General features: G+C 67.6%; 15 protein-coding genes and 2 pseudogenes. 12 read left to right on the forward strand and 5 right to left on the reverse strand.

Annotated features, from left to right (window positions below; translation table 11 throughout):
* Window positions 1-6 precede the first annotated feature (6 nt).
* From AB5J62_RS02150 to AB5J62_RS02160, 3 genes are read left to right on the forward strand one after another with little or no spacing between them, the layout of a single operon-like run.
* Window positions 7-600, forward strand: coding sequence for a hypothetical protein (locus AB5J62_RS02150; protein WP_370946408.1), 594 nt, complete (start codon window positions 7-9; stop codon window positions 598-600).
* A gap of 24 nt (window positions 601-624) precedes the next feature.
* Window positions 625-1,698: a hypothetical protein gene (locus AB5J62_RS02155; protein ID WP_370946409.1), complete on the forward strand. Its 1,074-nt coding sequence runs from the start codon at window positions 625-627 to the stop codon at window positions 1,696-1,698.
* A gap of 11 nt (window positions 1,699-1,709) precedes the next feature.
* Complete coding sequence (locus AB5J62_RS02160) at window positions 1,710-2,663, forward strand: SEC-C metal-binding domain-containing protein (protein ID WP_370946410.1); 954 nt, start codon at window positions 1,710-1,712, stop codon at window positions 2,661-2,663.
* Window positions 2,664-3,046: 383 nt separating this feature from the next.
* Here AB5J62_RS02160 and AB5J62_RS02165 read toward each other — a convergent pair.
* A pseudogene (locus AB5J62_RS02165) lies at window positions 3,047-3,679 on the reverse strand (IS256 family transposase); the annotation flags it as partial.
* Window positions 3,680-3,875: 196 nt separating this feature from the next.
* On the opposite strand from AB5J62_RS02165, the gene AB5J62_RS02170 reads away from it, so the two are divergent.
* From AB5J62_RS02170 to AB5J62_RS02180, 3 genes are all read left to right on the forward strand, one after another.
* Window positions 3,876-4,481 carry a hypothetical protein gene (locus tag AB5J62_RS02170; RefSeq protein WP_370946411.1) on the forward strand — a complete coding sequence of 202 codons (606 nt, stop codon included), beginning with the start codon at window positions 3,876-3,878 and terminating at the stop codon, window positions 4,479-4,481.
* Between the two features lie 68 nt (window positions 4,482-4,549).
* The gene (locus AB5J62_RS02175) at window positions 4,550-5,953 is read left to right on the forward strand and encodes a DDE-type integrase/transposase/recombinase (RefSeq protein WP_370946412.1); all 1,404 of its coding nucleotides are present in this window, start codon (window positions 4,550-4,552) and stop codon (window positions 5,951-5,953) included.
* Complete coding sequence (locus tag AB5J62_RS02180) at window positions 5,950-6,762, forward strand: ExeA family protein (RefSeq protein WP_370946413.1); 813 nt, start codon at window positions 5,950-5,952, stop codon at window positions 6,760-6,762. Before AB5J62_RS02175 ends, AB5J62_RS02180 begins: the two co-directional genes overlap by 4 nt.
* 99 nt (window positions 6,763-6,861) lie before the next feature.
* Here the strand turns inward: AB5J62_RS02180 and AB5J62_RS02185 are convergent.
* Window positions 6,862-7,539: pseudogene (locus AB5J62_RS02185) on the reverse strand (transposase); the annotation flags it as partial.
* Window positions 7,540-7,767: 228 nt separating this feature from the next.
* Window positions 7,768-8,829 carry an IS110 family transposase gene (locus tag AB5J62_RS02190; RefSeq protein ID WP_370946414.1) on the reverse strand — a complete coding sequence of 354 codons (1,062 nt, stop codon included), beginning with the start codon at window positions 8,827-8,829 and terminating at the stop codon, window positions 7,768-7,770.
* Window positions 8,830-9,171: 342 nt separating this feature from the next.
* Here AB5J62_RS02190 and AB5J62_RS02195 point away from each other — a divergent pair, with 342 nt between their 5' ends.
* Both AB5J62_RS02195 and AB5J62_RS02200 read left to right on the forward strand, forming a co-directional pair.
* Entirely contained in the window at window positions 9,172-9,687 is a 516-nt protein-coding gene (locus AB5J62_RS02195) for a hypothetical protein (RefSeq protein WP_370946415.1), read from the forward strand.
* Between the two features lie 66 nt (window positions 9,688-9,753).
* Entirely contained in the window at window positions 9,754-10,428 is a 675-nt protein-coding gene (locus AB5J62_RS02200; RefSeq protein ID WP_370946416.1) for a hypothetical protein, read from the forward strand.
* A 573-nt stretch (window positions 10,429-11,001) separates the two neighbouring features.
* Here AB5J62_RS02200 and AB5J62_RS02205 read toward each other — a convergent pair.
* Window positions 11,002-11,817 carry a hypothetical protein gene (locus AB5J62_RS02205; protein WP_370946417.1) on the reverse strand — a complete coding sequence of 272 codons (816 nt, stop codon included), beginning with the start codon at window positions 11,815-11,817 and terminating at the stop codon, window positions 11,002-11,004.
* Window positions 11,814-12,692 carry an ABC transporter ATP-binding protein gene (locus AB5J62_RS02210; RefSeq protein WP_370946418.1) on the reverse strand — a complete coding sequence of 293 codons (879 nt, stop codon included), beginning with the start codon at window positions 12,690-12,692 and terminating at the stop codon, window positions 11,814-11,816. The genes AB5J62_RS02205 and AB5J62_RS02210 overlap by 4 nt, the downstream gene beginning before the upstream one ends.
* 481 nt (window positions 12,693-13,173) lie before the next feature.
* Between AB5J62_RS02210 and AB5J62_RS02215 the strand changes: the two genes are divergently transcribed.
* From AB5J62_RS02215 to AB5J62_RS02230, 4 genes are all read left to right on the forward strand, one after another.
* Window positions 13,174-16,665, forward strand: a complete 3,492-nt coding sequence (locus AB5J62_RS02215; RefSeq protein WP_370946419.1) for a DNA-directed RNA polymerase subunit beta — start codon at window positions 13,174-13,176, stop codon at window positions 16,663-16,665.
* An 88-nt stretch (window positions 16,666-16,753) separates the two neighbouring features.
* Window positions 16,754-20,665 (forward strand): DNA-directed RNA polymerase subunit beta', encoded by a 3,912-nt coding sequence (locus tag AB5J62_RS02220; RefSeq protein WP_370946420.1) that lies wholly within the window; start codon window positions 16,754-16,756, stop codon window positions 20,663-20,665.
* A gap of 852 nt (window positions 20,666-21,517) precedes the next feature.
* Complete coding sequence (locus AB5J62_RS02225) at window positions 21,518-22,717, forward strand: MFS transporter (protein WP_370946421.1); 1,200 nt, start codon at window positions 21,518-21,520, stop codon at window positions 22,715-22,717.
* Between the two features lie 44 nt (window positions 22,718-22,761).
* Window positions 22,762-23,403: a zinc ribbon domain-containing protein gene (locus AB5J62_RS02230; RefSeq protein ID WP_370946422.1), complete on the forward strand. Its 642-nt coding sequence runs from the start codon at window positions 22,762-22,764 to the stop codon at window positions 23,401-23,403.
* Window positions 23,404-23,454: the final 51 nt, after the last annotated feature.

Raw genomic sequence — 23,454 nt, forward strand, 5'->3', positions numbered from 1 at the left:
AGTGTTATGAGTTCGGACGAGTCGTCGGTGGACACCATCGAGCCGGTGGAGCCCGCCGAGACCGAGACCGAGTCGGCGCCTGCCCAGCCACGCTGGCTGCTACTGGGGTCGGCCGCCTTCGCCCTCGCCGCGCTGCTGGCCGCCGCGGTGTTCGGCGTGCTGTGGTGGGTCCACGCCAGCGGTGACGACGCCGACCTGGCGACCTCGCGCGAAGAGGTCGTCACGGCGGGCCGTGCCGCGATCAAGGCGTACACCGAGGTCGACTTCGAGAACCTGGACGCGTTCTTCGCCAAGCAGAAGGACCTTTCCGACCAGGGCATGAAGGAGCAGCTCGCGAAGAGCGAGCCGACCTACCGCAAGGCGCTCGCCGAAGCCAAGACGAAGGTCACCACCACCGTCCAGGACATCGGGGTCGAGGAGCTCGACGACCACCAGGGCAAGGCGAAGTTCCTCGCCGCCGTCACGCTGGAGGTCAAGCAGGGTGACAAGACCGTCCCCAAGGCCATCCGGATCGAGGTCCAGATGACCAGGGACCCCGCCGACAACGCCTGGAAGCTGTCCGGCATCGGCGACGTGCCGCTCGTCGCCGCCGGTCAGTAGCCACACCTCGGAACGGAGTTCGTGTTGCCCCCCTCTCGCCGTAAGCCGGCCGCGACCCCGCCGGTGCGCAAACCCCGCGTCGCCGGGCTGCGCAGGCCTGCCGCCGCGCCGGAGCCCGAGGCCACCGAGGTCTCTGAGGTCTCCGAGGTCTCTGGGGTCGAGTCGACCCAGGTGATGGAGCCGGTGAAGCCGAAGCCGTCGCCCCGCCCGTCGCCCGCGCCGCGGCCCTCGCCCAAGCCCGGGTACGAGCCGCCCGCGTATGCGGCGCCCGCCGTCACAGAGCCCGAGGCCGAGGAGCCTGAGGTCGCGGAAGAACCTGAGGCGGTCGAATCGCCTGAGGTCGCTGAGGTGCCTGAGGTCGTCGAAGCACCCGAGGTGGCCGAGCTTCCCGAGCTTTCCGAGGTCACGCCGAAGCCGAAGCCGAGCCCGCGCGCGAAGACCCGCGACGAAGGCACGCCCAAGCCGTCCAGCCTCGACGAGGCCGAGGCAGCCGAGGTCGCCGAGGAACCGGCGCCCGCCAAGCCGGGACCCAGCAAGGAACTGATGCTGTCGGTCGCGCTGATCGTGGTCGGCGTGCTGCTCGCGGGCGCGGCCGTGCTGTTCCGCATCCAGGACTCCGAGATCTCCTCGGCCACCGGCAACACCGCGCTGCTCGACGTCGCGCGCACCGCGCAGGTCAAGGACCAGGTGTCGAAGGCGGCGGAGGCGTTGTTCTCCTACGACTTCAACAACATCGCCAAGACCGAGAACGCCGCGAAGGACCTGCTGGTCACCGACGGCGTCCGCGACAAGTACACCAAGCTCATGGGCGAGGTGAAGCGCCTCGCGCCGCAGCAGAAGATGGTCGTCACCTGCACGGTCACCCGCTCGGCCGTGATCATGCTCAACGGCGACCTGGCGAAGGTGATGGTCTTCATCGACCAGTCCTCCACCCGCACCGACACCAAGGCGACCACCGCGGGCAGCGCCCAGCTCCACCTGAACGCCCAGCTCCAGGGCGACAAGTGGAAGATCACCGACATGGACACCTACGTCGCGCCGCAGGCACAGACCCCGCCCGCCGCGTCGCCGTCCGCGAGCCCGCCCCCGTCCAAGTAGCCTTCTGGCGCATGGAGGAACTCTTCTCGTCGGACGATCTCGACGCGTTCGGCGCGATCGTGCCGGGTGAGGATCCGCGCGCACTCGGCGTGGAACTCATCCGGATCGTCGACGAGAACCTGCTCGAAGATCCGGCGGACGCGCAGTACGCCTTGGCGCTCGCCGCGGAGAAGTTCGAGTCGGTCGGCGACCTCGAAGGCGCGCTGGCGCTGGCCAAACGTTCGGTGCGAGTCAGTTCACGGCCGGGCACGCTCGATCCGCATGGTCCACGGGTGATGGTGGGCGACTACCTGTGGAAACTGGGCCGCGCGGACGAGGCGATGGCCCAGTTCGAAGCGCTGCGGCCACTGCTGCGGGAAGACTCGTCCATCGCCCGGTCCTTGCCCGAGATCATGGAGCGGTGCGGGTACGCCGAGCTGGCCGTCGAGTGGATGACCGAGGCGTTGCCCGACGCGATCAGCCGTGATCCCGAGCTGGCCCGCAACCGGGCGGCAGGGACCATGCTCGTGGTTCGCTCCCGGATGCGTGCCGACCTCGGGCTTCCCGAGGACGAGTACGACGAACTCGCGGACGCGCTCCGCCAGAACCCGGAGGCGCCGCCGCGGTACAGCGGGTCCGCGCTCTTGTTCTGGCCGCGCGCCGAATTCGAACGCCTGGTGTTGCTCTGGCCCGCGCTCAGCAAGGAATTCGGCGTCGGCTGGGACGAACACCGAGCCATGGTCGAACGCGAGATGCAGCTCGCCGCGACCGAGGAGCCGGGGCCGTTCGGGGTGCTGCCCGGCGAGGTTCGCGAGCTCATCGACTTCGCAGGCCCCGACGAATACGCGCCCGACTTCATCGAGGCTTACGAAGCGGAGCTGGCCGACGCCGGCGTCGAAACCGCGTGGCCGCCAGGCCGCAACGACACGTGCTGGTGCCGCTCAGGCGCCAAGTACAAGAAGTGCTGCCTGCCCCGGTCCCGCTGACCGGGCATTATTGGGCGGAAGGTCAAAGGTGGCGCGTCTGGTTTGCTCGGCTGTGGCCGGGGTGGCTGTGTGGGAAATGCGTCGTTGAACGACTCAAAAACCACACGGTCAACCCGCCTATCCAGTAGCCGAGGGCGTTCGGGACCCAGGTTTGAAGGGGAGCTTTCATCCACGCTCGGCGTGGATGACGACCTCTCCCGCCTGAGCCGAGTGGGTCAGGGCCTCCCTCACCCGTATATACGGTCGAACTAGGCCCTCACCCCACGAATCCGAGCGAAGTAGGCCCTCACCCACGCCGGACCAAGACCAGACACGGGCGAGGCAGCCGGCGAGGAGGTCGCGAGGGTCTGTCAAACGAACGGTGTAACTCGGGTTGAAGGGGTTTACTTGCGTCCGGCGGCCAGGCGGCCGTCGAAGGCGATCTCGAAGGCGTTCAGCGCGGGTTTCCACCGCATCGTCCAGCGTTTGCGACCGGTGCCGGTCGGGTCGAGGCTCATGATGGCCATGTAGACGCATTTGAGTGCGGCCTGCTCGTTCGGGAAGTGTCCGCGGGCCTTCACCGCGCGGCGAATGCGGGCGTTGACGCTCTCGATGGCGTTGGTCGAGCAGATCACCCGCCGGATCTCCGGGTCGAACGCCAGGAACGGCACGAACTCGGCCCAGGCGTTGTCCCACAACCGTACGATCGCCGGATAGCGAGCGCCCCAGGCATCGGCGAACTCGCCGAAGCGCTCCCGGGCGGCGGCCTCGGTCGGGGCGGTGTAGACCGGTTTGAGCGCTTTGGCGATCGCGTCCCAGTGCTGGCGGCCGGCGTAGCGGAAACTGTTACGCAGCAGGTGAACCACGCAGGTCTGGGTGATCGTTTGCGGCCAGACCGTGGTGATCGCGTCCGGCAGTCCGGTCAGCCCGTCGCAGACGACCATGAGCACATCGGCCACGCCCCGGTTCTTGAGCTCGGTGAGCACATGCAGCCAGTACTTCGCGCCCTCACCACCGTCACCGGCCCAGAGCCCGAGTGTCCGGCGGCATTCAGGGTGAGGACGTCTGGGTGGGTTTGCGGCGGTGGGGGTGAGCATGGGTTGGTGCTCGGCGGGAAGTTGTTGCCGGTGATGGTGTTCGGCGGCAGTGTGAGCACGTCGGTGAGGATGGCGGCCCTCCCGCTGTCTCTGGCCGGAGTTCGGGAGGGCCGCGCGCAGGTGCGGAGGCACCCGAGTGGTCACGGTAGAGGTGGACGCCTGCGGCGTCGACCGGCGGCTTGCCGCCGGTGAGTTGAGCTGTCCGGAGTGCGCGGGGGTGCTGGTCGGCTGGGGGTATGGCCGGGAGCGGACGGTGCGCGGGCCGGATGAGGTGGTCCGGTTGCGTCCGCGCCGGTCACGGTGCGTGCGGTGCGGGGTGACGCATGTGTTGTTGCCGGTAGTGGCGTTGCTGCGGCGCGCGGATCTGGCGTCGGTGATCGGGGCCGCGTTGGTGGCGAAAGCCGCTGGTGCGGGGCATCGGCGGATCGCCGGGGTGCTCCGGCGGCCGACGGAGACGGTGCGTGGCTGGCTGCGGTGTTTCGCCGCGCGGGCCGAGGCGGTGCGGAGTGTGTTCACGCGCTGGGTGCGGTCGCTGTCCCCGGACCCGGTGATGCCCGCTCCGGTGGCGGGGAGGTGGCCGGGGGCGGATGCGGTGGCGGCGATCATCGCCGCGGCACGAGCGTTAGCGGACCGGTTCGGGATGCTTGAGCTGCCGCTCTGGGACGCGGCGGCAGGGGTGTCGGGTGGGCGGTTGCTGGCGCCGGGCTGGCCGGAGGTGTTGATCAACACGAGTTCACCCTGACGCCGCGGTGATCGCGCCGTGAGTCTTGCCCGTGTCCATTGTGGAGCGAGCAGGAAAGAGTTCACGGCGTGAGCGCGCAAGACGAACAGAAAACGCGGGCCGATCGTGCCCGGGCCATCGGGTTGTTCCGATATCAACTGATCCGCGAGGCCGCCGATCCGGCGCACTCGACCAAGGAACGGGGCCGGTTGGTGCGGGCGATCGCCGACGCCGAGCACATCGACCCGTTCGGCCGGCGCGTCCGGATCTCGCGGCAGACCGTGGACCGCTGGATCCGGGACTGGCGCGAGGGCGGGTTCGACGCGCTGGTCCCCAACCCGCGTCAGCCCAGCGCGCGGACCCCGGTCGAGGTGATGGAGCTGGCGGTCGCGTTGCGACGGGAGAACCCGGATCGGACCGCGGCCGGGATCCGCCGGATCCTGCGCGCCCAGCTGGGCTGGTCGCCCGACGAGCGGACCCTGCAACGCCACTTCACCCGCCTCGGCCTGAGCCGTTCGACGAGCACGGTGACGTCGGTGTTCGGCCGGTTCGAAGCCGAGCGCCCCAACGATCTCTGGACCGGCGACGCGCTGCACGGGCCTCACGTCAGCGGCCGCAAAACGTACTTGTTCGCGTTCATCGATGATCATTCCCGCGCGTTGGTCGGCTATCGGTTCGGGTTCGCCGAGGACACCGTCCGCCTGGCCGCCGCGCTGCGCCCGGCTTTGGCGTCGCGCGGGGTTCCCCAGGCCATCTACGTCGACAACGGCTCGGCGTTCGTGGACGCTTGGCTGCTGCGGGCCTGCGCGAGCCTGGGCATCAAACTCACCCATTCCACCCCCGGCCGGCCGCAGGGCAGGGGCAAGATCGAGCGGTTCTTCAAAACCGTTCGTGATCAGTTCCTCGTCGAGATCACCGGCGAGTCCGACGATGTCGCCGGGCGGCATGTCGTGTCTGATCTGCTGGAGCTGAACCGGTTGTTCGCGGCTTGGGTCGAAACCGGCTATCACCGCGCGGTGCACTCCGAGACCGGGGCGCCGCCGCTGGCCCGCTGGCAGGCCGGCGGTCCGTTCCCGCTGCCGAGACCGGCGGCGCTGACCGAGGCGTTTCTCTGGGAGGAACGCCGCACTGTCACCAAAACCGCCACGGTTTCCTTGCACGGCAACGCCTACCAGGTCGACGTCGCCTTGGTCGGGCGGAAGGTGGAGCTGGTGTTCGACCCGTTCGACCTCACCACCGTCGAAGTCCGCGTCGCCGGCGTCCCCGCGGGGACCGCGGTTCCGCATCACATCGGCCGCCACGCCCATCCCAAAGCCCGCCCCGAAACCCCGCCACCCACACCGGCGCCGACCGGGATCAACTACGCCCGCCTGCTCGACGACACCCATCAGGCCGAGCTCGCCCACCGCGTCAACTACGCCGCCCTGACCGGCGATTACCACCAGGCCCCAGGGCAGCTCGACCTGCCCACCGGCGACGAGGTGACCCGATGATCGACCGCCTGCAAGGATTCTTCGGGTTCACCCGTATGCCCTTCGGCCGCGATCTCGCCCCGGGGATGCTGCACCGCCACGCCGCCCACAGCGAAGCCGTCGCCCGCATCGGGTGGTGCGTCACCGAACGCCGCATCGGGGTGATCACCGGCGAGGTCGGCGCCGGCAAAACCGTCGCCATCCGCACCGCACTATCCACGCTGGACAGCAGCAGGCACACCATCATCTACCTGCCCAACCCGACCATCGGGGTCCGCGGCATCCACCACCAGATCGTCGCCGCCCTCGGCGGGCAACCCCTGGTCCACCACGCCACCCTCGTTCCCCAAACCGCCGACGCGCTGGCCACCGAGCAAGACGAACGCGGCCGCACACCCGTCCTGGTCCTCGACGAAGCGCACCTGCTCGACCACGCCCAACTGGAATCGATCAGGATGCTCACCAACCACGACATGGACTCCACCAGCCCGTTCGCCTGCCTGCTGGTCGGCCAGCCCACCCTGCGCCGGCGGATGAAAATGGGCGCACTCGCCGCGCTGGACCAACGCATCGGGCTGCGCTACGCCATGCCGCCCATGACATCTGAGGAAACCGGCGGCTACCTGCGCCACCACCTCGGTCTCGTCGGACGATCCGACACCCTGTTCTCCGACGACGCCACCGCGCTGATCCACCAAACCAGCCGCGGCTATCCCCGCGCGGTCAACAACCTCGCCCTGCAATCACTCGTCGCCGCCTACGCCGAAGACAAAACCATCGTCGACGAATCCTCCACCCGCACCGCCGTCGCCGAAGTCACGACAGAATGAGCACCACCGCGACACCCTGAACACCAAGACCCCGCCCGGCACCAGCCCGGCGGGGTCTTCTCACCCCAGCACATCCTCATCCACAACGCCGCCATCATGCTCACCACCGTCACCGGCCCAGAGCCCGAGAATGTCACGCCGTCCTTCGCAGGTCACCGCGAGCGCGACATAGATCGGCCGGTTACTGACCTGCCCGTCGCGGATCTTGACGTGGATCGCGTCGATGAAGATCACCGGGTAAACCGGGTCCAACGGCCGGTTCTGCCACTCGACCATGCCCTCGATGACCTTGTCGGTGATCGTGGAAATCGTCTGCCGCGACACCTCAGCGCCATAGACCTCGGCCAGATGCGCGGAAATCTCCCCGGTCGTGAGGCCCTTCGCGGCCAGCGAGATCACCATCTCATCCACACCGCCCAGGCGTTTCTGTCGCTTGGCCACGATCTTCGGCTCGAAGCTCGCGTCCCGATCCCGCGGCACGTCGATCTCGACCGGGCCCACGTCGGTGAGCACGGTCTTGGACCGGGTGCCGTTACGCGAGTTGCCGGTCCCACGACCGGCGGGGTCGTGTTTGTCATAACCGAGGTGATCGGTGATCTCGCCCTCGAGCGCGGACTCCAGCAGCCGCTTGGTCAGCTGCTGCAACACCCCACCCTCACCGGTCAGCTTCAGCCCACTGGCCTTAGCGCTGTTCAGCAGCTGCGCGACGAGCTGCTCATCCAGGCCACCCAAGCCTGCCTCGGGCTTCGAGTCCTCAGCGTTCTCCACGCCGGACATCATGTCGGTCATCAGGTGCACTTCCATGATCGGGAGTTACACCGAACGTTTTACAGTCCCGGTCGCGAGTGTTGTCGCCGGTTGTTGAGCGGTAGGTCCAAGGTGGCGTGGTCGAGGAGTCGGCGAGTCTGGGGTGACGGAGTTGGTTTTGGGCCGTCAGGTGTCCCAAAACCAACTCCGTCAGGCCCGCCACCTACCCGACGCTCGGCCCACCACGAAGCTTCTATGTCAAGCAGCTTGGTTTAGTTGATCTTGTTGGAGTGTGGCGTCGGTTGTCATGGCGCGGTAGATGGTGTTGGTGAGGTGTCGTTTGAGGGCGCGCAGGGCTGCTTTGGTGGTGGCGTGTGGGCGTGTGGTGGTCCAGCGGTCTCGGTAGTCGCGTGCGGGTGGGTGGTGTGCGAGCTGGGTGATGGCGATGCGGTGCAGGCAGGTGTTGAGTTGCCGGTTGCCGCCGCGGTTGAGCCGGAATTGTGTTTTGCCGCTGGACCAGACGGGAATGGGTGCGGTTCCGGCGTGCATGGCGAAGGCGGCGCTGGAGCGGAACCGGCTGATGCCGGCGGTCTCGCCGATGATTTTCGCGGCGGTGACGGTGCTGACCCCGACGATGGCGAGCAGGGTGGGCGCGATGGGGGTGATCAGGTCGGCGAGGTGGCGCTCGTAGCGGCCGATGTGCTTGTTCAAGGCGCTGATCTCCGCGACGAGGTCGAGGGCGAGGTGACGGCGGACGCTGTCCGGTAGTGCGTGCAGGGCGGTGGTGAGCGTGGCCAGGGTGCGTGGCCCGGTCAGTTTTGCGGTGCCGGTGTCGAGGGCGGGGTCGAGGTCGTGCAGGTGCCAGCGCAGCGCGTTGATGACCGCGGTGCGGCGGGTGACCAGGCTTTCCCGGCGATCGGTCAGCAGCCGCAGGTCCAGCGCGGTCTGGTCCAGATGTGCGGTGGGCAGGTCGGGTTCGCGTAGTGCGGCGCGGGCGACGGCGAGCGCGTCGATCGGGTCTGATTTGCCGCGGGTGCGGGCGCTGGCCCGGCACTGGGCCATGAGTTTCGGCGGCACCCACACCACTTCCGCGCCGTGGCCGATCAAGGTGCGCACCAGCCGTCCGGCCAGGCCACGGCCGTCCTCGACCGCCCACAGCACCTGCGCCGAAGCCAGGGCCGCGGCCCAGCGCCAGAGCGCGAGTATCCCGCCGGCGTCGGTTTTGACTGTTTTCTGGGCGAGTTTGCGCCCGTTGTGATCGACCGCGACCGCGGTGTGGCTGGACTTGTGCGGATCGATCCCGATGACCACCATGGACATCGCGCGTGTCCTTCCCTGAGACCGGAGACATGTGTGACCGGGCCGGGCTGGTCGGACACACCTCAGTCGAGGTGGGATGTCGTCTAGTCCACGCTTCTATCAAGTCAGGCCAGCCAGGCCCGGAACCCTGACCGCGCTGGACAATTCGTGCTCAAGTCAACCCGCACAGCAGGGGCGACAGCCACATTTTGAATCACCACGCGATCAAGGCCGGACCCTAACCGCCAACCAGGCGGCCACACCACCCTGACACTGAGCCACATTTGGGTGCCCGCTCAATAACACTTTCGGGGGAACCTTCGTGCGGCCTCGTACGTCTTTCGTGGAGGCGAGAGGAGCGCGATGGGGGACCCGTTCCAGGGAGCGGTCAGCTGGGACAAGCGCGGGGACGACTGGATCGGGGTCTTCCACCCCGGCTACGTCGACCTGCTGCGCACCCATGTCGATGGGCTGCGCAAGCTCGCGGTCAGACGGCTCGCGGAACACTCCGAAGGCGCGGACCTCGGCCCGATCGACAAGCGGCTCGACGCCGTGCTGTGGGGCAGGCGGATGGGGGAGAACGTGCTCGCCGCGTCCGAGCTGGAGATGCTGATCCCGGCCGCGAACCGGTGGGCGACGCTGCTGGCCAAGCTGCCGGAGAACGGCGGGGTGGTCGAACTCGACGGCTGGCACGACCGGTTCCTGTGGGGCACCGTCGCGCTGGACCTCTGCGTGGCGATCCAGGCGTGGCTGTTCAGCTGGTCGCTCGGCGAGCTGGTCGACGGGATGCCGTGCCCCGACGAGCCGACCAGGGACATGTGGCAGGCGCAGTACGACTGGCTTCGGCAGGAGATCGTCGTGCCGTTGCAGCCCGCGTGACCTGAACGTGGACATTCTGCGCGGTTTCGGAGGTCAGCGGCCGTCCTCTGTGGTGGACTTGCCGTCGTGAAGATCCGCCTTTTCGCGTTGCTGGCCGTCACGGTGGTGGCGGGATGTTCGTCGCCGCCGGGCCCGCCGCCGGGAAAGCCGGCGCCCAAGCTGCCCGCCGAGGCCATCGCCTACGACGACCTCAAGTCGACGAACCGCACATTCCCCTTCCACAACAACTGTGACGGGCTCACCCCGGAGCTGCTGGGCAGCGTCGGCCTCGGCGAGGCGCGCGTGGTGCCGCCCGGCCCGTCCGGGCCCGGCTTCTGCGCGATCAAGGGCAGCGACCGGATGCTCGAAGAGCTGTGGGTGCAGGAAAAGCCGACGCCCAACACCTCGGAGCCCCGGTACTTCCCGATCGTCTGGCGTGGCGCCGGGCAGGCCCAGTACCTCAAGCGGATGATCTTCGCGGACCGCTACTACGCGACCGAGACCATCGACTTCTACGGCGGCCAGCCGGGCTGCTACCTGACGGTCGACACCGGCTCGTCCAGCGCGCTGCAGTTCCGCGGCATCCTGCCCAAGGAGACCGCGGCGGGCTACCCGGAGCTCAACTACACGATGACCGGCTACAAGGTCGACCGCGAAGGCACCGACAAGTTCATGGCCGACGCCTGCCCGATCGTCGAAAAGGTCGCACTGGCCGCGCTCGGCGGCATCGACCCCGACGGCGGCTCACTCGCCAGCGCCTAAGGGCTCGTGAGCGTTGCCCGCTCCGCGGCGGTGTGGTGGCCATGATGGGCGTGGCTGAACCACACAAAAGCCACCCTTGTAACGCTGAGCGTGACACGGGCCCCCTTTGTCACGTCCAAGACTCCACCAAAACCGCGCGAATAAGACATAGCGGATCAAAGTTCACCCCTGGCGTCCTTTGTGGACACGAAATCAGGTGTGGTTCATCAGCGAGACGACGTGAACGCCCCGTTCACAACTTTCAACGTTGCGAACGGGGCGTTCACAACCTTCAGGGCGCTCGGAAACCCGGATCATCGGCTGGCTGCGACAAAGGTGGTGTGTCTGGTGTGCTCGGCTGCGGCCGGGGTGGCTGTGTGGGAAATGCGTCGTTGAACGACGCAAACGGCACTCGTCCAGGTGCGAGAGCCAGATATGAGGGGGCCGTCACTCACGCTACGGATCCGAGTGAAGTAGGCCCTTACCCAAGCCCGGCCACGCCCCTGACACGGCCTAAGCAGCAGAAAAGGGGTCGTGAGTGTTTAGACCGGTTAGAACCGGCCGCATCACTCACGACCCCCAAACGCGACCCCTTTAGGCGAGGTCGCGGCGCGAGACGCGGTAGCCGGCGAAGCCGAGTAGGCCGAGCCAGATCAGGAGCGAGACGATCGACGGGGCGGGGCCGTCGATGTCCGACAGCGTGGCCAGCGCCGCCGCGGGCGTCGACGGGTCGAACCAGGCGAAGACCTTCGGGGCGAGGCCGGAGATGGTCAGCATCGCGGGCACGGTCGCGAAGTAGATGGCGAGCGCGCCTGCCGCGTTCGGCACCAGCATGGCGACCGTCAGCGCCACCAGCATGGTCAGCAGCGAGCCGAGGAAGCACACCCCGATCGCCCAGCCGACGCGGTAACTCAGCAGGTAGACCACGCCCGAGTTGCCCGCCGCGACAGGGGAGAGGGTGAGCGTGAGCACCGTCTGCAGCGTCGCGCAGAACAACCAGAGCAGGAACACGACCGTGGCCTGCGCAAGGAAGTAGCGCGCCCGTGATGGCTGGGCGAGCAGGGTCGGCTGGGCCGCTCGGTGCTGCCATTCGCCCGCGATCAGCTTGATCAGCGCCGCGTGGATGATCACGTGGCCGATCCGGAGCAGGTAGAACGTCGGCGTGATCTGGTCCCTGGCCGACGCCATGTCCGACGCGCTGTCCAGGCTCAGGAACAGCAGGACGTTCGCGCCGATCAGCACCAGTGGGCCGACGATCAGCAGGATGCGGTCGGACAGGGTGCCGCTGAGCTTGCGGAACTCGACCAGCACGAGCTTCGGGAACGGCGTGCGCTGCATGGCGCGAGGGAAGCTCATCGGGGGCCGCTGAGGCGGCGCCATGGCGGCCGGGTGATAGCCGGGGGCGGTCATCGGTGGTTGCTCCCGGAAAGTCGGAAGAAGAGCTCTTCGAGGTTCTGCTGGTGGTCGGTGATGCCGTGCACCTGGACGTTGGCCTTGAACGCGATGTCCGACACGACCTGGCTCGGCGCGTCGGCCAGTATCTGGCCGTCCGGGCTCGGCTGGATGCGGATGCCCGCGCGCTGCAGCGCGCCGGCGAGTGCCGCCATGTCGGGGCCGCGCACCAGCGAACGGTGGGACGAGAGCAGCTCGCGGATCGGGCCGTCGGCGACGATCCGGCCGTTGCCGATCATCACGATGCGGTCGGCCGTCTGGTCCACTTCGGACAGCACGTGGCTGGACAGCAGCACGGTCCCGCCGCGCGCCGCGTGGCCGCGCAGCAGCTCGCGCACGGCCCTGATGCCGACCGGGTCGAGGCCGTTGATCGGCTCGTCGAGCATCAGCACCGGCGGGTTCGCCATCAGCGCGTGCGCCAGGCCGAGCCGCTGCCGCATGCCCAGGCTGTACTGGCCGATCTTCTTGCCGCCCGCGTCGCCGAGCCCGACCTGGCCGAGCACCTCGTCGACGCGGCCCTTCGGCACGCCCATCAGCAGCGCGGCGTTGCGCAGGTGGGCGCCGCCGGTCCGGCCGGGATGGACCGCGGTCGCGTCCAGCAGCACCCCGGCGATGTGCGCGGGGTTGGGCCAGTCGCGGAACGCCTTGCCCGCGATCTGACTGCCGCCGCGGGTCGGCGGGGTCAGCCCGGTGATCATCCGCAACGTGGTCGACTTACCGGCGCCGTTCGGGCCGAGGAAGGCCGTGACAGTGCCCGGCTGCAGGTCGAACGACACGTTGTCGACCACCGTCCGGCCCGAATAGACCTTCGTCAGGCCACGCACACTCAGCACAGGGCGGATCGTAACTACGATCGCTGTCCGGACGCTGCCGAAACGCGAAGATCCATACGACCGGGTCCCGGGGGCCGCGTTCTTCTCGTGAGCCGCGCAAGCGCCGCCTGCCGGGACCCGCCGAACGCCTGGTCACGGAGAGCGAACCCGGACTGAACGCTGAGCCAACTGGTCGGATGGAGGCGTGGCATCTTGACTGGAAGCCTCGCTGGGTTCACGCTTACTGACAACAGCGAGCCCTTGCGGGAGGGACAAGCTGAGCGAGGCATACCTGAAGACGACACGGACAAGGCTGGGCCCCATCGGGAGCGCCCCCTGGACAGAGTGCGTCTTACGGGCTAGACTGCTTCTTTGCGCTGCCCTCTTTCAGGCTGCCCGGAGCCGGTAGTTAGAGTAGTGGGCACACGGCACCCTTGACAGTCCGTAATAGCTGTTGCTATCGCGGCTGCTCACCGCACATTTGTCCCCGGAAGGACGCATCTTGGCAGTCTCTCCCGCGAACCAGGCCACTGCTGCGACCACCACGGCTACGGCGTCAACGGGAATTCCAGGAGCACCCAAGCGGGTCTCGTTCGCGAAGATCCGCGAGCCCCTGAGCACCCCCAACCTGCTTGACGTGCAGATCCGTTCGTTCGAATGGTTCACCGGCGACGAGGCGTGGTTCGAACGCCGCGTCGAAGAAGGTGAAGAGAACCCCGTCGGCGGTCTCGAGGAGGTCCTCAACGAGATCTCCCCGATCGAGGACTTCTCCGGTTCCATGTCCCTGTCCTTCTCCGACCCGCGCTTCGACGAGGTCAAGGCCTCCGTCGAGGAGTGCAAGGACAAGGACATGACGTACGCGGCACCGCTGTTCGTCACCGCCGAGTTCGTGAACAACAACACTGGCGAGATCAAGAGCCAGACGGTCTTCATGGGTGACTTCCCGGTGATGACCGACAAGGGCACCTTCGTGATCAACGGCACCGAGCGTGTCGTCGTTTCGCAGCTGGTTCGCTCGCCCGGTGTGTACTTCGACACCGCCGTCGACAAGACGACGGACAAGGACGTCTTCTCCGTCAAGGTGATCCCGAGCCGGGGTGCCTGGCTCGAGTTCGACGTCGACAAGCGCGACACCGTCGGTGTCCGTATCGACCGCAAGCGCCGCCAGCCGGTCACCGTGCTGCTGAAGGCGCTGGGCTGGACGACCGAGGCGATCCGTGAGCGCTTCTCCTTCTCGGAGACGCTGATGGCCACCCTCGAGAAGGACCACACCGCCGGCACCGACGAGGCGCTGCTCGACATCTACCGCAAGCTGCGTCCGGGCGAACCCCCCACCAAGGAGAGCGCGCAGACCCTCCTGGAGAACCTGTTCTTCAAGACCAAGCGCTACGACCTCGCGAAGGTCGGCCGCTACAAGGTCAACAAGAAGCTGGGCCAGGTCAGCCCGTACGACACGGGCACGCTGACCGAAGAAGACATCGTCACCACCATCGAGTACCTGGTCCGGCTGCACGCCGGCGAGGACAAGATGACGATCAACGGCCAGGAGATCCCGGTCGAGGTCGACGACATCGACCACTTCGGCAACCGTCGCCTGCGCACCGTCGGCGAGCTGATCCAGAACCAGATCCGGGTCGGCCTGTCCCGCATGGAGCGCGTCGTGCGTGAGCGCATGACGACCCAGGACGTCGAGGCGATCACGCCGCAGACGCTGATCAACATCCGTCCGGTCGTCGCCGCGATCAAGGAGTTCTTCGGAACCTCCCAGCTGTCGCAGTTCATGGACCAGAACAACCCGCTGTCGGGCCTGACCCACAAGCGCCGCCTGTCGGCGCTCGGCCCCGGTGGTCTGTCCCGTGAGCGCGCCGGCATGGAGGTCCGTGACGTCCACCCGTCGCACTACGGCCGCATGTGCCCGATCGAGACGCCGGAAGGCCCGAACATCGGCCTGATCGGCTCGCTCTGCTCCTACGCGCGGGTCAACCCGTTCGGCTTCATCGAGACGCCGTACCGCAAGGTCGTCGAGGGCCGGGTCACCGACCAGGTCGACTACCTCACCGCGGACGAGGAAGACCGCTTCGTGAAGGCGCAGGCCAACGCGCCGATCACCGACGACGGTCACTACGTCGAAGACCGCGTGCTCGTCCGTAAGAAGGGCGGCGAGGTCGAGCTGATCGACCCGATGGACGTGGACTACATGGACGTCTCGCCGCGCCAGATGGTGTCGGTCGCGACGGCGATGATCCCGTTCCTCGAGCACGACGACGCGAACCGCGCGCTGATGGGCGCGAACATGCAGCGCCAGGCCGTGCCCCTGCTGCGCAACCAGGCGCCGCTGGTCGGCACCGGCGTGGAACTCCGCGCCGCCGTCGACGCCGGTGACGTGCTGGTCGCCGAGCAGGCCGGTGTGGTCGAGGAGCTCTCCGCCGACCTCGTGACGATCATGCACGACGACGGCACCCGGAAGAGCTACGGACTGTACAAGTTCCGCCGCTCGAACCACGGCACCTGCTTCAACCACCGCCCGATCGTCAGCGAGGGCGACCGGGTCGAGCAGGGTCAGGTCATCGCCGACGGCCCGTCCACCGAGAACGGTGAGATGGCGCTCGGCAAGAACCTGCTCGTCGCGGTCATGCCGTGGGAGGGCCACAACTACGAGGACGCGATCATCCTCTCGGAGCGCCTGGTGCAGGACGACGTGCTCACGTCGATCCACATCGAGGAGCACGAGATCGACGCCCGCGACACCAAGCTGGGCGCCGAGGAGATCACCCGGGACATCCCGAACGTCTCCGAGGAGGTGCTCGCCGACCTCGACGAGCGCGGCATCATCCGCATCGGTGCCGAGGTCCGCGACGGCGACATCCTGGTCGGCAAGGTCACGCCCAAGGGCGAGACCGAGCTGACTCCGGAAGAGCGCCTGCTCCGCGCGATCTTCGGTGAGAAGGCCCGTGAGGTCCGCGACACCTCGCTGAAGGTGCCGCACGGCGAGACCGGCAAGGTCATCGGCATCCGGGTGTTCTCGCGCGAGGACGACGACGAGCTGCCCCCTGGCGTCAACGAGCTGGTCCGCGTCTACGTGGCCCAGAAGCGGAAGATCCAGCCGGGTGACAAGCTCGCAGGCCGTCACGGCAACAAGGGCGTCATCGGCAAGATCCTGCCCGCCGAGGACATGCCGTTCATGGAAGACGGCACCCCCGTCGACATCATCCTGAACACGCACGGTGTCCCGCGTCGTATGAACATCGGCCAGGTGCTGGAACTGCACCTCGGCTGGCTGGCGTCGCAGGGCTGGAAGATCGAGGGCGAGCCCGACTGGGCGAAGAACCTCAACCAGGAGCTCTACGACGTCGACCCCGGCACGAACACCGCCACCCCGGTGTTCGACGGTGCCAAGGAGACGGAACTCACCGGGCTGCTCGGCGTCACCAAGCCGAACCGCGACGGCGAGCGCATGGTCAAGGAGAACGGCAAGGCGACGCTGCTCGACGGGCGTTCCGGCGAGCCGTTCCCGTACCCGGTCTCGGTCGGCTACATGTACATCCTGAAGCTGCACCACCTGGTCGACGACAAGATCCACGCTCGCTCCACCGGCCCGTACTCGATGATCACCCAGCAGCCGCTCGGTGGTAAGGCGCAGTTCGGTGGCCAGCGCTTCGGTGAGATGGAGTGCTGGGCGATGCAGGCGTACGGCGCCGCATACACCCTGCAGGAGCTGCTCACGATCAAGTCGGACGACGTGGTCGGCCGCGTCAAGGTCTACGAAGCCATCGTCAAGGGCGAGAACATCCCCGAGCCGGGCATCCCCGAGTCGTTCAAGGTGCTCCTCAAGGAGCTCCAGTCGCTGTGCCTCAACGTCGAGGTGCTCTCCAGCGACGGCTCGTCGATCGAGATGCGTGACTCCGACGACGAAGACCTCGAGCGTGCCGCCGCGAACCTCGGCATCAACCTGTCCCGCAACGAGTCGCCCTCGGTGGACGACGTCGTGCACTGATCGGCGTCCGAGGTGGGAGCCCTGAACCGGGCTCCCGCCTCGACCGCCAACCCCTCTAGTCGAATCAACCCCAAGGGGATGCAAAGACGTGCTGGACGTCAATTTCTTCGATGAGCTCCGGATCGGTCTTGCCACCGCTGACGACATCCGCCAGTGGTCCTTCGGTGAGGTGAAGAAGCCGGAGACCATCAACTACCGCACGCTCAAGCCGGAGAAGGACGGGCTCTTCTGCGAGAAGATCTTCGGTCCGACCCGGGACTGGGAGTGCTACTGCGGTAAGTACAAGCGGGTCCGCTTCAAGGGCATCATCTGCGAGCGCTGTGGCGTCGAGGTCACCCGCGCCAAGGTGCGCCGTGAGCGGATGGGCCACATCGAGCTGGCCGCTCCCGTCACCCACATCTGGTACTTCAAGGGTGTTCCTTCGCGACTGGGCTACCTGCTCGACCTCGCGCCCAAGGACCTCGAGAAGATCATCTACTTCGCCGCTTACGTCATCACCGGCGTGAACGCCGAGCTGCGCCACAACGACCTGCCGACCCTCGAGAACGAGATCGGCGTCGAGCGCAAGAACCTCGAGACCAAGCGTGACGCGGACATCGAGGCCCGCGCGCAGAAGCTCGAAGCCGACCTCGCCGAGCTGGAGGCCGAGGGCGCCAAGTCCGACGTCCGCCGCAAGGTCAAGGAAGGCGGCGAGCGCGAGATGCGCCAGCTGCGTGACCGCGCCGGTCGCGAGCTGGACCGCCTCGAGGAGGTCTGGACGACCTTCACGAAGCTCGACACCCGTCAGCTGATCGCCGACGAGCTGCTCTACCGCGAGCTCATCGACCGGTACGGCGAGTACTTCACCGGCGGCATGGGCGCCGAGGCCATCCAGAAGCTGGCCGCGGAGTTCGACGTCGCGGCCGAGGCCGACAACCTGCGCGACACCATCCGCAACGGCAAGGGGCAGAAGAAGCTCCGCGCGCTGAAGCGGCTCAAGGTCGTCGCCGCGTTCCAGGCCACCGGCAACGACCCGCGCGGCATGGTGCTCGACGCCGTCCCGGTGATCCCGCCGGACCTGCGTCCGATGGTCCAGCTCGACGGTGGCCGGTTCGCCACCTCGGACCTGAACGACCTGTACCGCCGCGTGATCAACCGCAACAACCGCCTCAAGCGACTGATCGACCTCGGCGCGCCCGAGATCATCGTCAACAACGAGAAGCGGATGCTGCAGGAGGCCGTCGACGCGCTGTTCGACAACGGCCGCCGCGGCCGCCCGGTCACCGGTCCCGGTAACCGCCCGCTGAAGTCGCTGTCCGACCTGCTGAAGGGCAAGCAGGGCCGGTTCCGCCAGAACCTGCTCGGCAAGCGTGTCGACTACTCCGGCCGTTCGGTCATCATCGTCGGCCCGCAGCTCAAGCTGCACCAGTGCGGTCTGCCGAAGGACATGGCGCTCGAGCTGTTCAAGCCGTTCGTCATGAAGCGGCTGGTCGACCTGAACCACGCGCAGAACATCAAGTCCGCCAAGCGGATGGTGGAGCGCTCGCGCCCGCAGGTGTGGGACGTGCTCGAAGAGGTCATCACCGGCCACCCGGTGATGCTGAACCGCGCGCCGACCCTGCACCGCCTCGGTATCCAGGCCTTCGAGCCGCAGCTGGTCGAAGGCAAGGCCATCCAGCTGCACCCGCTGGTCTGTGAGGCGTTCAACGCGGACTTCGACGGTGACCAGATGGCCGTGCACCTCCCGCTGTCGGCGGAGGCGCAGTCCGAGGCCCGCATCCTGATGCTCTCGGCGAACAACATCCTCTCGCCCGCGTCGGGTCGCCCGCTCGCCATGCCGCGTCTGGACATGGTGACCGGTCTGTTCCACCTGACCCGGCTCGTCGAGGACGCCGAAGGCGCCGGCAGGGCGTTCTCTTCCCCTGCCGAAGCCATCATGGCGTTCGACCGCAAGGCGATCGGCCTCCACGCTCCGATCAAGATCCGGATCAAGGACCGTCAGCCCGCGAAGGCCGACGAGGCCAAGCTCGCCGAGGGCGGCTGGGCTCCCGGTCAGCCGTGGCTGGCCGAGACGACCCTGGGCCGTGTGCTGTTCAACGAGCTGCTCCCGGCGGACTACCCGTTCATCAACGAGCTGATGCCGAAGAAGCGTCAGGCCGTGATCGTGAACGACCTCGCCGAGCGCTACTCGATGACCCAGGTCGCGCACACCCTCGACCGCCTGAAGGACGCCGGTTTCTACTGGGCGACCCGCTCGGGTGTCACCGTCGCCATCTCCGACGTGCTCACCCCGGTCGGCAAGAAGGCCATCCTCGACGAGTACGAGGGCAAGGCCGACCAGGTCGAGAAGCGCTACCAGCGTGGTCAGCTGTCGCACACCGAGCGCAACAACGAGCTCGTCAAGGTGTGGACGCAGGCCACCGAAGAGGTCGCGGGCATCATGGAGACCGCGCTGCCCGAGGACAACCCGATTTCGATCATCGTGAAGTCGGGCGCCGCGGGCAACATGACGCAGATCCGGTCGCTGGCCGGTATGCGTGGCCTGGTGTCGAACCCGAAGGGTGAGTACATCCCGCGTCCGATCAAGGCCAACTTCCGTGAAGGCCTGTCGGTGGCGGAGTACTTCATCGCGACGCACGGTGCCCGTAAGGGTCTGGCCGACACGGCGCTCCGTACCGCCGACTCGGGTTACCTGACCCGTCGTCTGGTCGACGTCTCGCAGGACGTCATCGTCCGCGAGACCAACTGTGGCACCACGCGCGGTATCCAGATGAAGACCGGTGACCTGCAGTCCGACGGTCGCGTCCTGCGCGACCAGCACATCGAGACCAGCATCTACGCCAGGAACCTGGCGACGGACGCGGTCGACGCGAACGGCAACGTCGTCCTCAACGCGGGCGACGACGTCGGTGACCCGGCCATCGAGAAGCTGCTCTCCAGCGGCATCGCGAAGGTCAAGGTCCGCTCGGTGCTGACGTGTGAGTCGGTCGTCGGTATCTGCGCCACCTGCTACGGCCGCTCGATGGCGACCGGTCAGCTCGTCGACGTCGGCGAGGCCGTGGGTATCGTCGCGGCCCAGTCGATCGGTGAGCCCGGCACGCAGCTGACGATGCGTACGTTCCACCAGGGTGGTGTCGCCGGTGACGACATCACGACCGGTCTTCCCCGTGTCACCGAGCTTTTCGAGGCTCGCGTGCCGAAGGGCAAGGCGCCGATCGCCGACGTCGATGGCCGCGTGCGCATCGAAGAGAGCGAGCGGTTCTGGAAGATCACGCTGATCCCGGACGACGGCGGCGAAGAGATCATCTTCGACAAGCTGTCCAAGCGTCAGCGGCTCGCGAACACCCCGAACGGCCCGCTGGGCGACGGCGACCACGTCTCGGTCGGCCAGCAGCTGCTCGAAGGCACGCCCGACCCCCACGAGGTCCTGCGTGTCATGGGTCCCCGCGAGGCGCAGATGCACCTGGTGGACGAGGTCCAGAAGGTGTACCGGGCGCAGGGTGTGTCGATCCACGACAAGCACATCGAGGTCATCGTCCGGCAGATGCTCCGCCGCGTCACGATCATCGACTCCGGTGCCACGGACTTCCTCCCGGGCGAGCTGCCCGAGCGGACCAAGTTCGAGGCGACCAACCGCGCGTCGGTGGCCGAGGGCGGCGAGCCGGCGTCGGGTCGTCCGGTGCTGATGGGTATCACGAAGGCCTCGCTGACCACGGACTCGTGGCTGTCGGCGGCCTCGTTCCAGGAGACCACCCGAGTCCTGACCGACGCGGCCATCAACGGCCGCTCGGACAAGCTCGTGGGCCTCAAGGAGAACGTGATCATCGGTAAGCTGATCCCGGCCGGCACGGGCATCAACAAGTACCGCAACATCCAGGTCCAGCCGACCGAGGAGGCGCGGGTCGCCGCTTACGCGATCCCGTCCTACGACGACGGCTACTACACCCCGGACGTCTTCGGTACGGGTACCGGTGCCGCGGTGCCGCTCGACGACTACGACTTCGGCCGCGACTTCCGCTAAGCCGACTAGTCCCGCGAAAAGCCCCCGACCCCCGCGGTCGGGGGCTTTTCCTTTGGGGTCGGCCTTGTCCCGACTCCCCAGGCCCGCGTGCCGACTTCTTGGGTACGCGTGCCGTCCATCCAGGTACACGCGCTGCTTGGTTCGCCGGGCCAGACGACGCCCGGGTGGCAAGGCTCGTGAGCGGTTCCGGGCGGTTCTTGAGCGGAAGGTCGAAGGTGGCGTGTTCAGGGCGGAGTGAGTGCGGTTTGCGGCGTTGAGCGACGTAAGCCGCACTCGCCCAGCCACTAGGCCCAGGTATTGGGGGGCTGTCATCCACGGTCGGTGTGGGTGGGGGCCTCCCTCACCCGGGCTGAGTGGGTGGGGGCCTCCCTTACCCGTATATCCGGTCGAACTAGGCCCTCACGCCACGGATCCGAGTGAAGTAGGCCCTCACCCACGCCGACCACGACCCTGCCGCGGACGGGGCAGCCGAGAAGGGGTCGTGAGTGTTTAGACCGGTTAGAACCGGCCGTACCACTCACGACCCCCACGCCGAGCCGACGATAACGCCACCTTTGCGTTTCCCCTCAATAGAACCGCCCGCAACGCTCACGACCTAAGCCTGCCTATCCCGCCATGCCGCTCGGTCGGCCAGGCTCCACCGGCCGCCGCCTGTATGAAGGCTCCCTTCATCCACGGTCGGCTGTATGAAGGGAGCCTTCATCGCGTATAGCTGTATGAAGGGAGCCTTCATACAGCTTCGGGTGGATGAGGGGAGCCTTCATACAGGCCAGCCTGGTGAGGGAGGCCCGCACGACGGCGAGTCCTTCGGGGGTGTGGACACCCCGGGTCGGTTGCTTAGCATCGGTAACCATGGGGAACCCGGTGCGCACGCGGTCGATGGTCACCTTGTTCGCGTGTGTCGCGCTGATGAACACCGGCATGGCAGGCGCGACGACCACCGCGACCTTGATCGTCGCCAAGGCGAACGGGCCTGGGTGGAGTGGGGTGCCCAGTACCGCGAGCGTGCTCGGGACGGCGTTCGGGGCGTTCGCGTCCGGGTTCGTGCTCGCCAGGGTGGGGCGGCGGTTCGCGTTGTCGCTCGGGTACGCGCTGGCTACCGCTGGGGCTGCGGTGGCGTTCGGCGGGGCGGTCTGGGGTTCGCTCGTCATGCTGGTCGCGGGGATTCTGCTGCTGGGGGTCGGGCAGGGTGGTGCGCAGCTTTCCCGTTATCTGGCAGCGGATCTGTATCCGCCGGAGCGGCGGGGGTTCGCACTGTCCACTGTGGTCTGGGGTGGGACGGTGGGTGCGCTGGCCGGGCCGTCGTTGATCGCGCCTGCCGCGCACGCCGCCGGGTGGTCAGGACTACCGGAGTTGTCGGGGCCGCTCGTGGTGACCGGGCTGGCTGCCGGGGCTGCTTGGGTCGCGTCGGTGACGTTGCCGAGGTTCGACGGGGCCGAGGTCGCGACCGCGCATGTGGAGATCAGGGCCGTCTTGCGGCGGCCGGTCGTGCTGCGGCCGTTGGTGGCGATGATCGTGGCGCAGCTGGTGATGGTGGCCGTCATGGTGATGACGCCGCTGCAGATCCAGGATCACGATCATGGACTGGACGTGGTCGGCTGGGTGGTGAGCGCGCACATGATCGGGATGTTCGCGCTGGCACCGGTGTCCGGGAAGATCGCCGACCGGTTCGGCGGGCGGGTGGCGATCGCCGCCGGGCTGGGTGCGCTGGCGCTGGCCACGGCGACGGCCATCGCGGCGCCGACCGCGCATACGACCGGGTTGCCGTTCGCGCTGTTCCTGCTCGGGTATGGGTGGAACCTGTGCTTCGTCGGCGGGAGCAGTCTGCTGAGCCGGGATCTGCCCGTCGATGAGCGGGTGAAGGTGCAGGGATCGGTGGACGCTCTGGTGTGGGGTGCGTCGGCGATCGCGAGTCTTTCGGCCGGGCAGCTCTACGTCGGGGGCGGGTTCGTTCTGGTCTCCGTAGCCGGTGGGACACTCGCTGTCCTCGCGCTCGCGCTGCTCACCTGTGTTCCGGCGTTTCGCGAGGTGGAGCGGGTCGAATGTGGGTAGTTCTGCCGTGGCGACCCATGCGCGGGCGAACATAGCTTCGCGCCGTGACAGACGCGGTCCCGTTCACGGACAACTTCTCCGATCTCTCGAACTCCGAGGGATACCAGTTCGAATTCCGCTGCGAGCGGTGCGGCAACGGCTATCGGTCGGAGTTCCGGCGCGACGCGATCGAGACCGGGCGTGGCGTGCTGCGCAGCATCGGCTCGCTGTTCGGCGGCAAGGTCCAGGATCTCAGCTACGCGGCGGACCGCTGGCGCTACAACCAGGCGACCAACTCGACGGCCAAGGACAAGGCGTTGCGCGCCGCGGTCGAGGAGATCACGCCGAGCTTCCGGCAGTGCCGGGGTTGCAGTGACTGGATGTGCTCCACCCAGTGCTGGAACGACGAGATCGGCCAATGCCTGCGGTGCTCACCGAGCGTCGCGGAGGAGGTCTCGCGCGCGCAGGCGTCCGCGCAGCGCGATCAGATCTGGGAGAAGGCGCGCGAGAAGGACTGGACCTCGGGCATCGACCTCGACACCCGGGCGAAGGTCAGCTGCCCGTCGTGCGGGTCGAAGGCCGACGGCGGCAAGTTCTGCGCGTCGTGCGGTGGCTCGCTGGCGCCCATCGCGAAGTGCGGCGGCTGCGGCAACGAGGGCAACAAGCCAGGGGCGATCTTCTGCAACGAGTGCGGCTCGAAGCTCTGACGACCGGGATAAAGCGGGCTTTACTCCGCGGAGTAAAGCCCGCTTTATCGC

Origin of the sequence: Amycolatopsis sp. cg5 (assembly GCF_041346955.1) — a bacterium.
Taxonomy (GTDB): Bacteria; Actinomycetota; Actinomycetes; order Mycobacteriales; family Pseudonocardiaceae; genus Amycolatopsis.

Excerpts from the sequence above, each read along its gene's own strand:
- AB5J62_RS02150 (WP_370946408.1), top strand. The coding sequence starts at position 7 with ATGAGTTCGGACGAGTCGTCGGTGGACACCATCGAGCCGGTGGAGCCC.
- AB5J62_RS02160 (WP_370946410.1), top strand. The coding sequence starts at position 1,710 with ATGGAGGAACTCTTCTCGTCGGACGATCTCGACGCGTTCGGCGCGATC.
- AB5J62_RS02180 (WP_370946413.1), top strand. The coding sequence starts at position 5,950 with ATGATCGACCGCCTGCAAGGATTCTTCGGGTTCACCCGTATGCCCTTC.
- AB5J62_RS02190 (WP_370946414.1), bottom strand. The coding sequence starts at position 8,829 with ATGTCCATGGTGGTCATCGGGATCGATCCGCACAAGTCCAGCCACACC.
- AB5J62_RS02195 (WP_370946415.1), top strand. The coding sequence starts at position 9,172 with ATGGGGGACCCGTTCCAGGGAGCGGTCAGCTGGGACAAGCGCGGGGAC.
- AB5J62_RS02205 (WP_370946417.1), bottom strand. The coding sequence starts at position 11,817 with ATGACCGCCCCCGGCTATCACCCGGCCGCCATGGCGCCGCCTCAGCGG.
- AB5J62_RS02225 (WP_370946421.1), top strand. The coding sequence starts at position 21,518 with ATGGGGAACCCGGTGCGCACGCGGTCGATGGTCACCTTGTTCGCGTGT.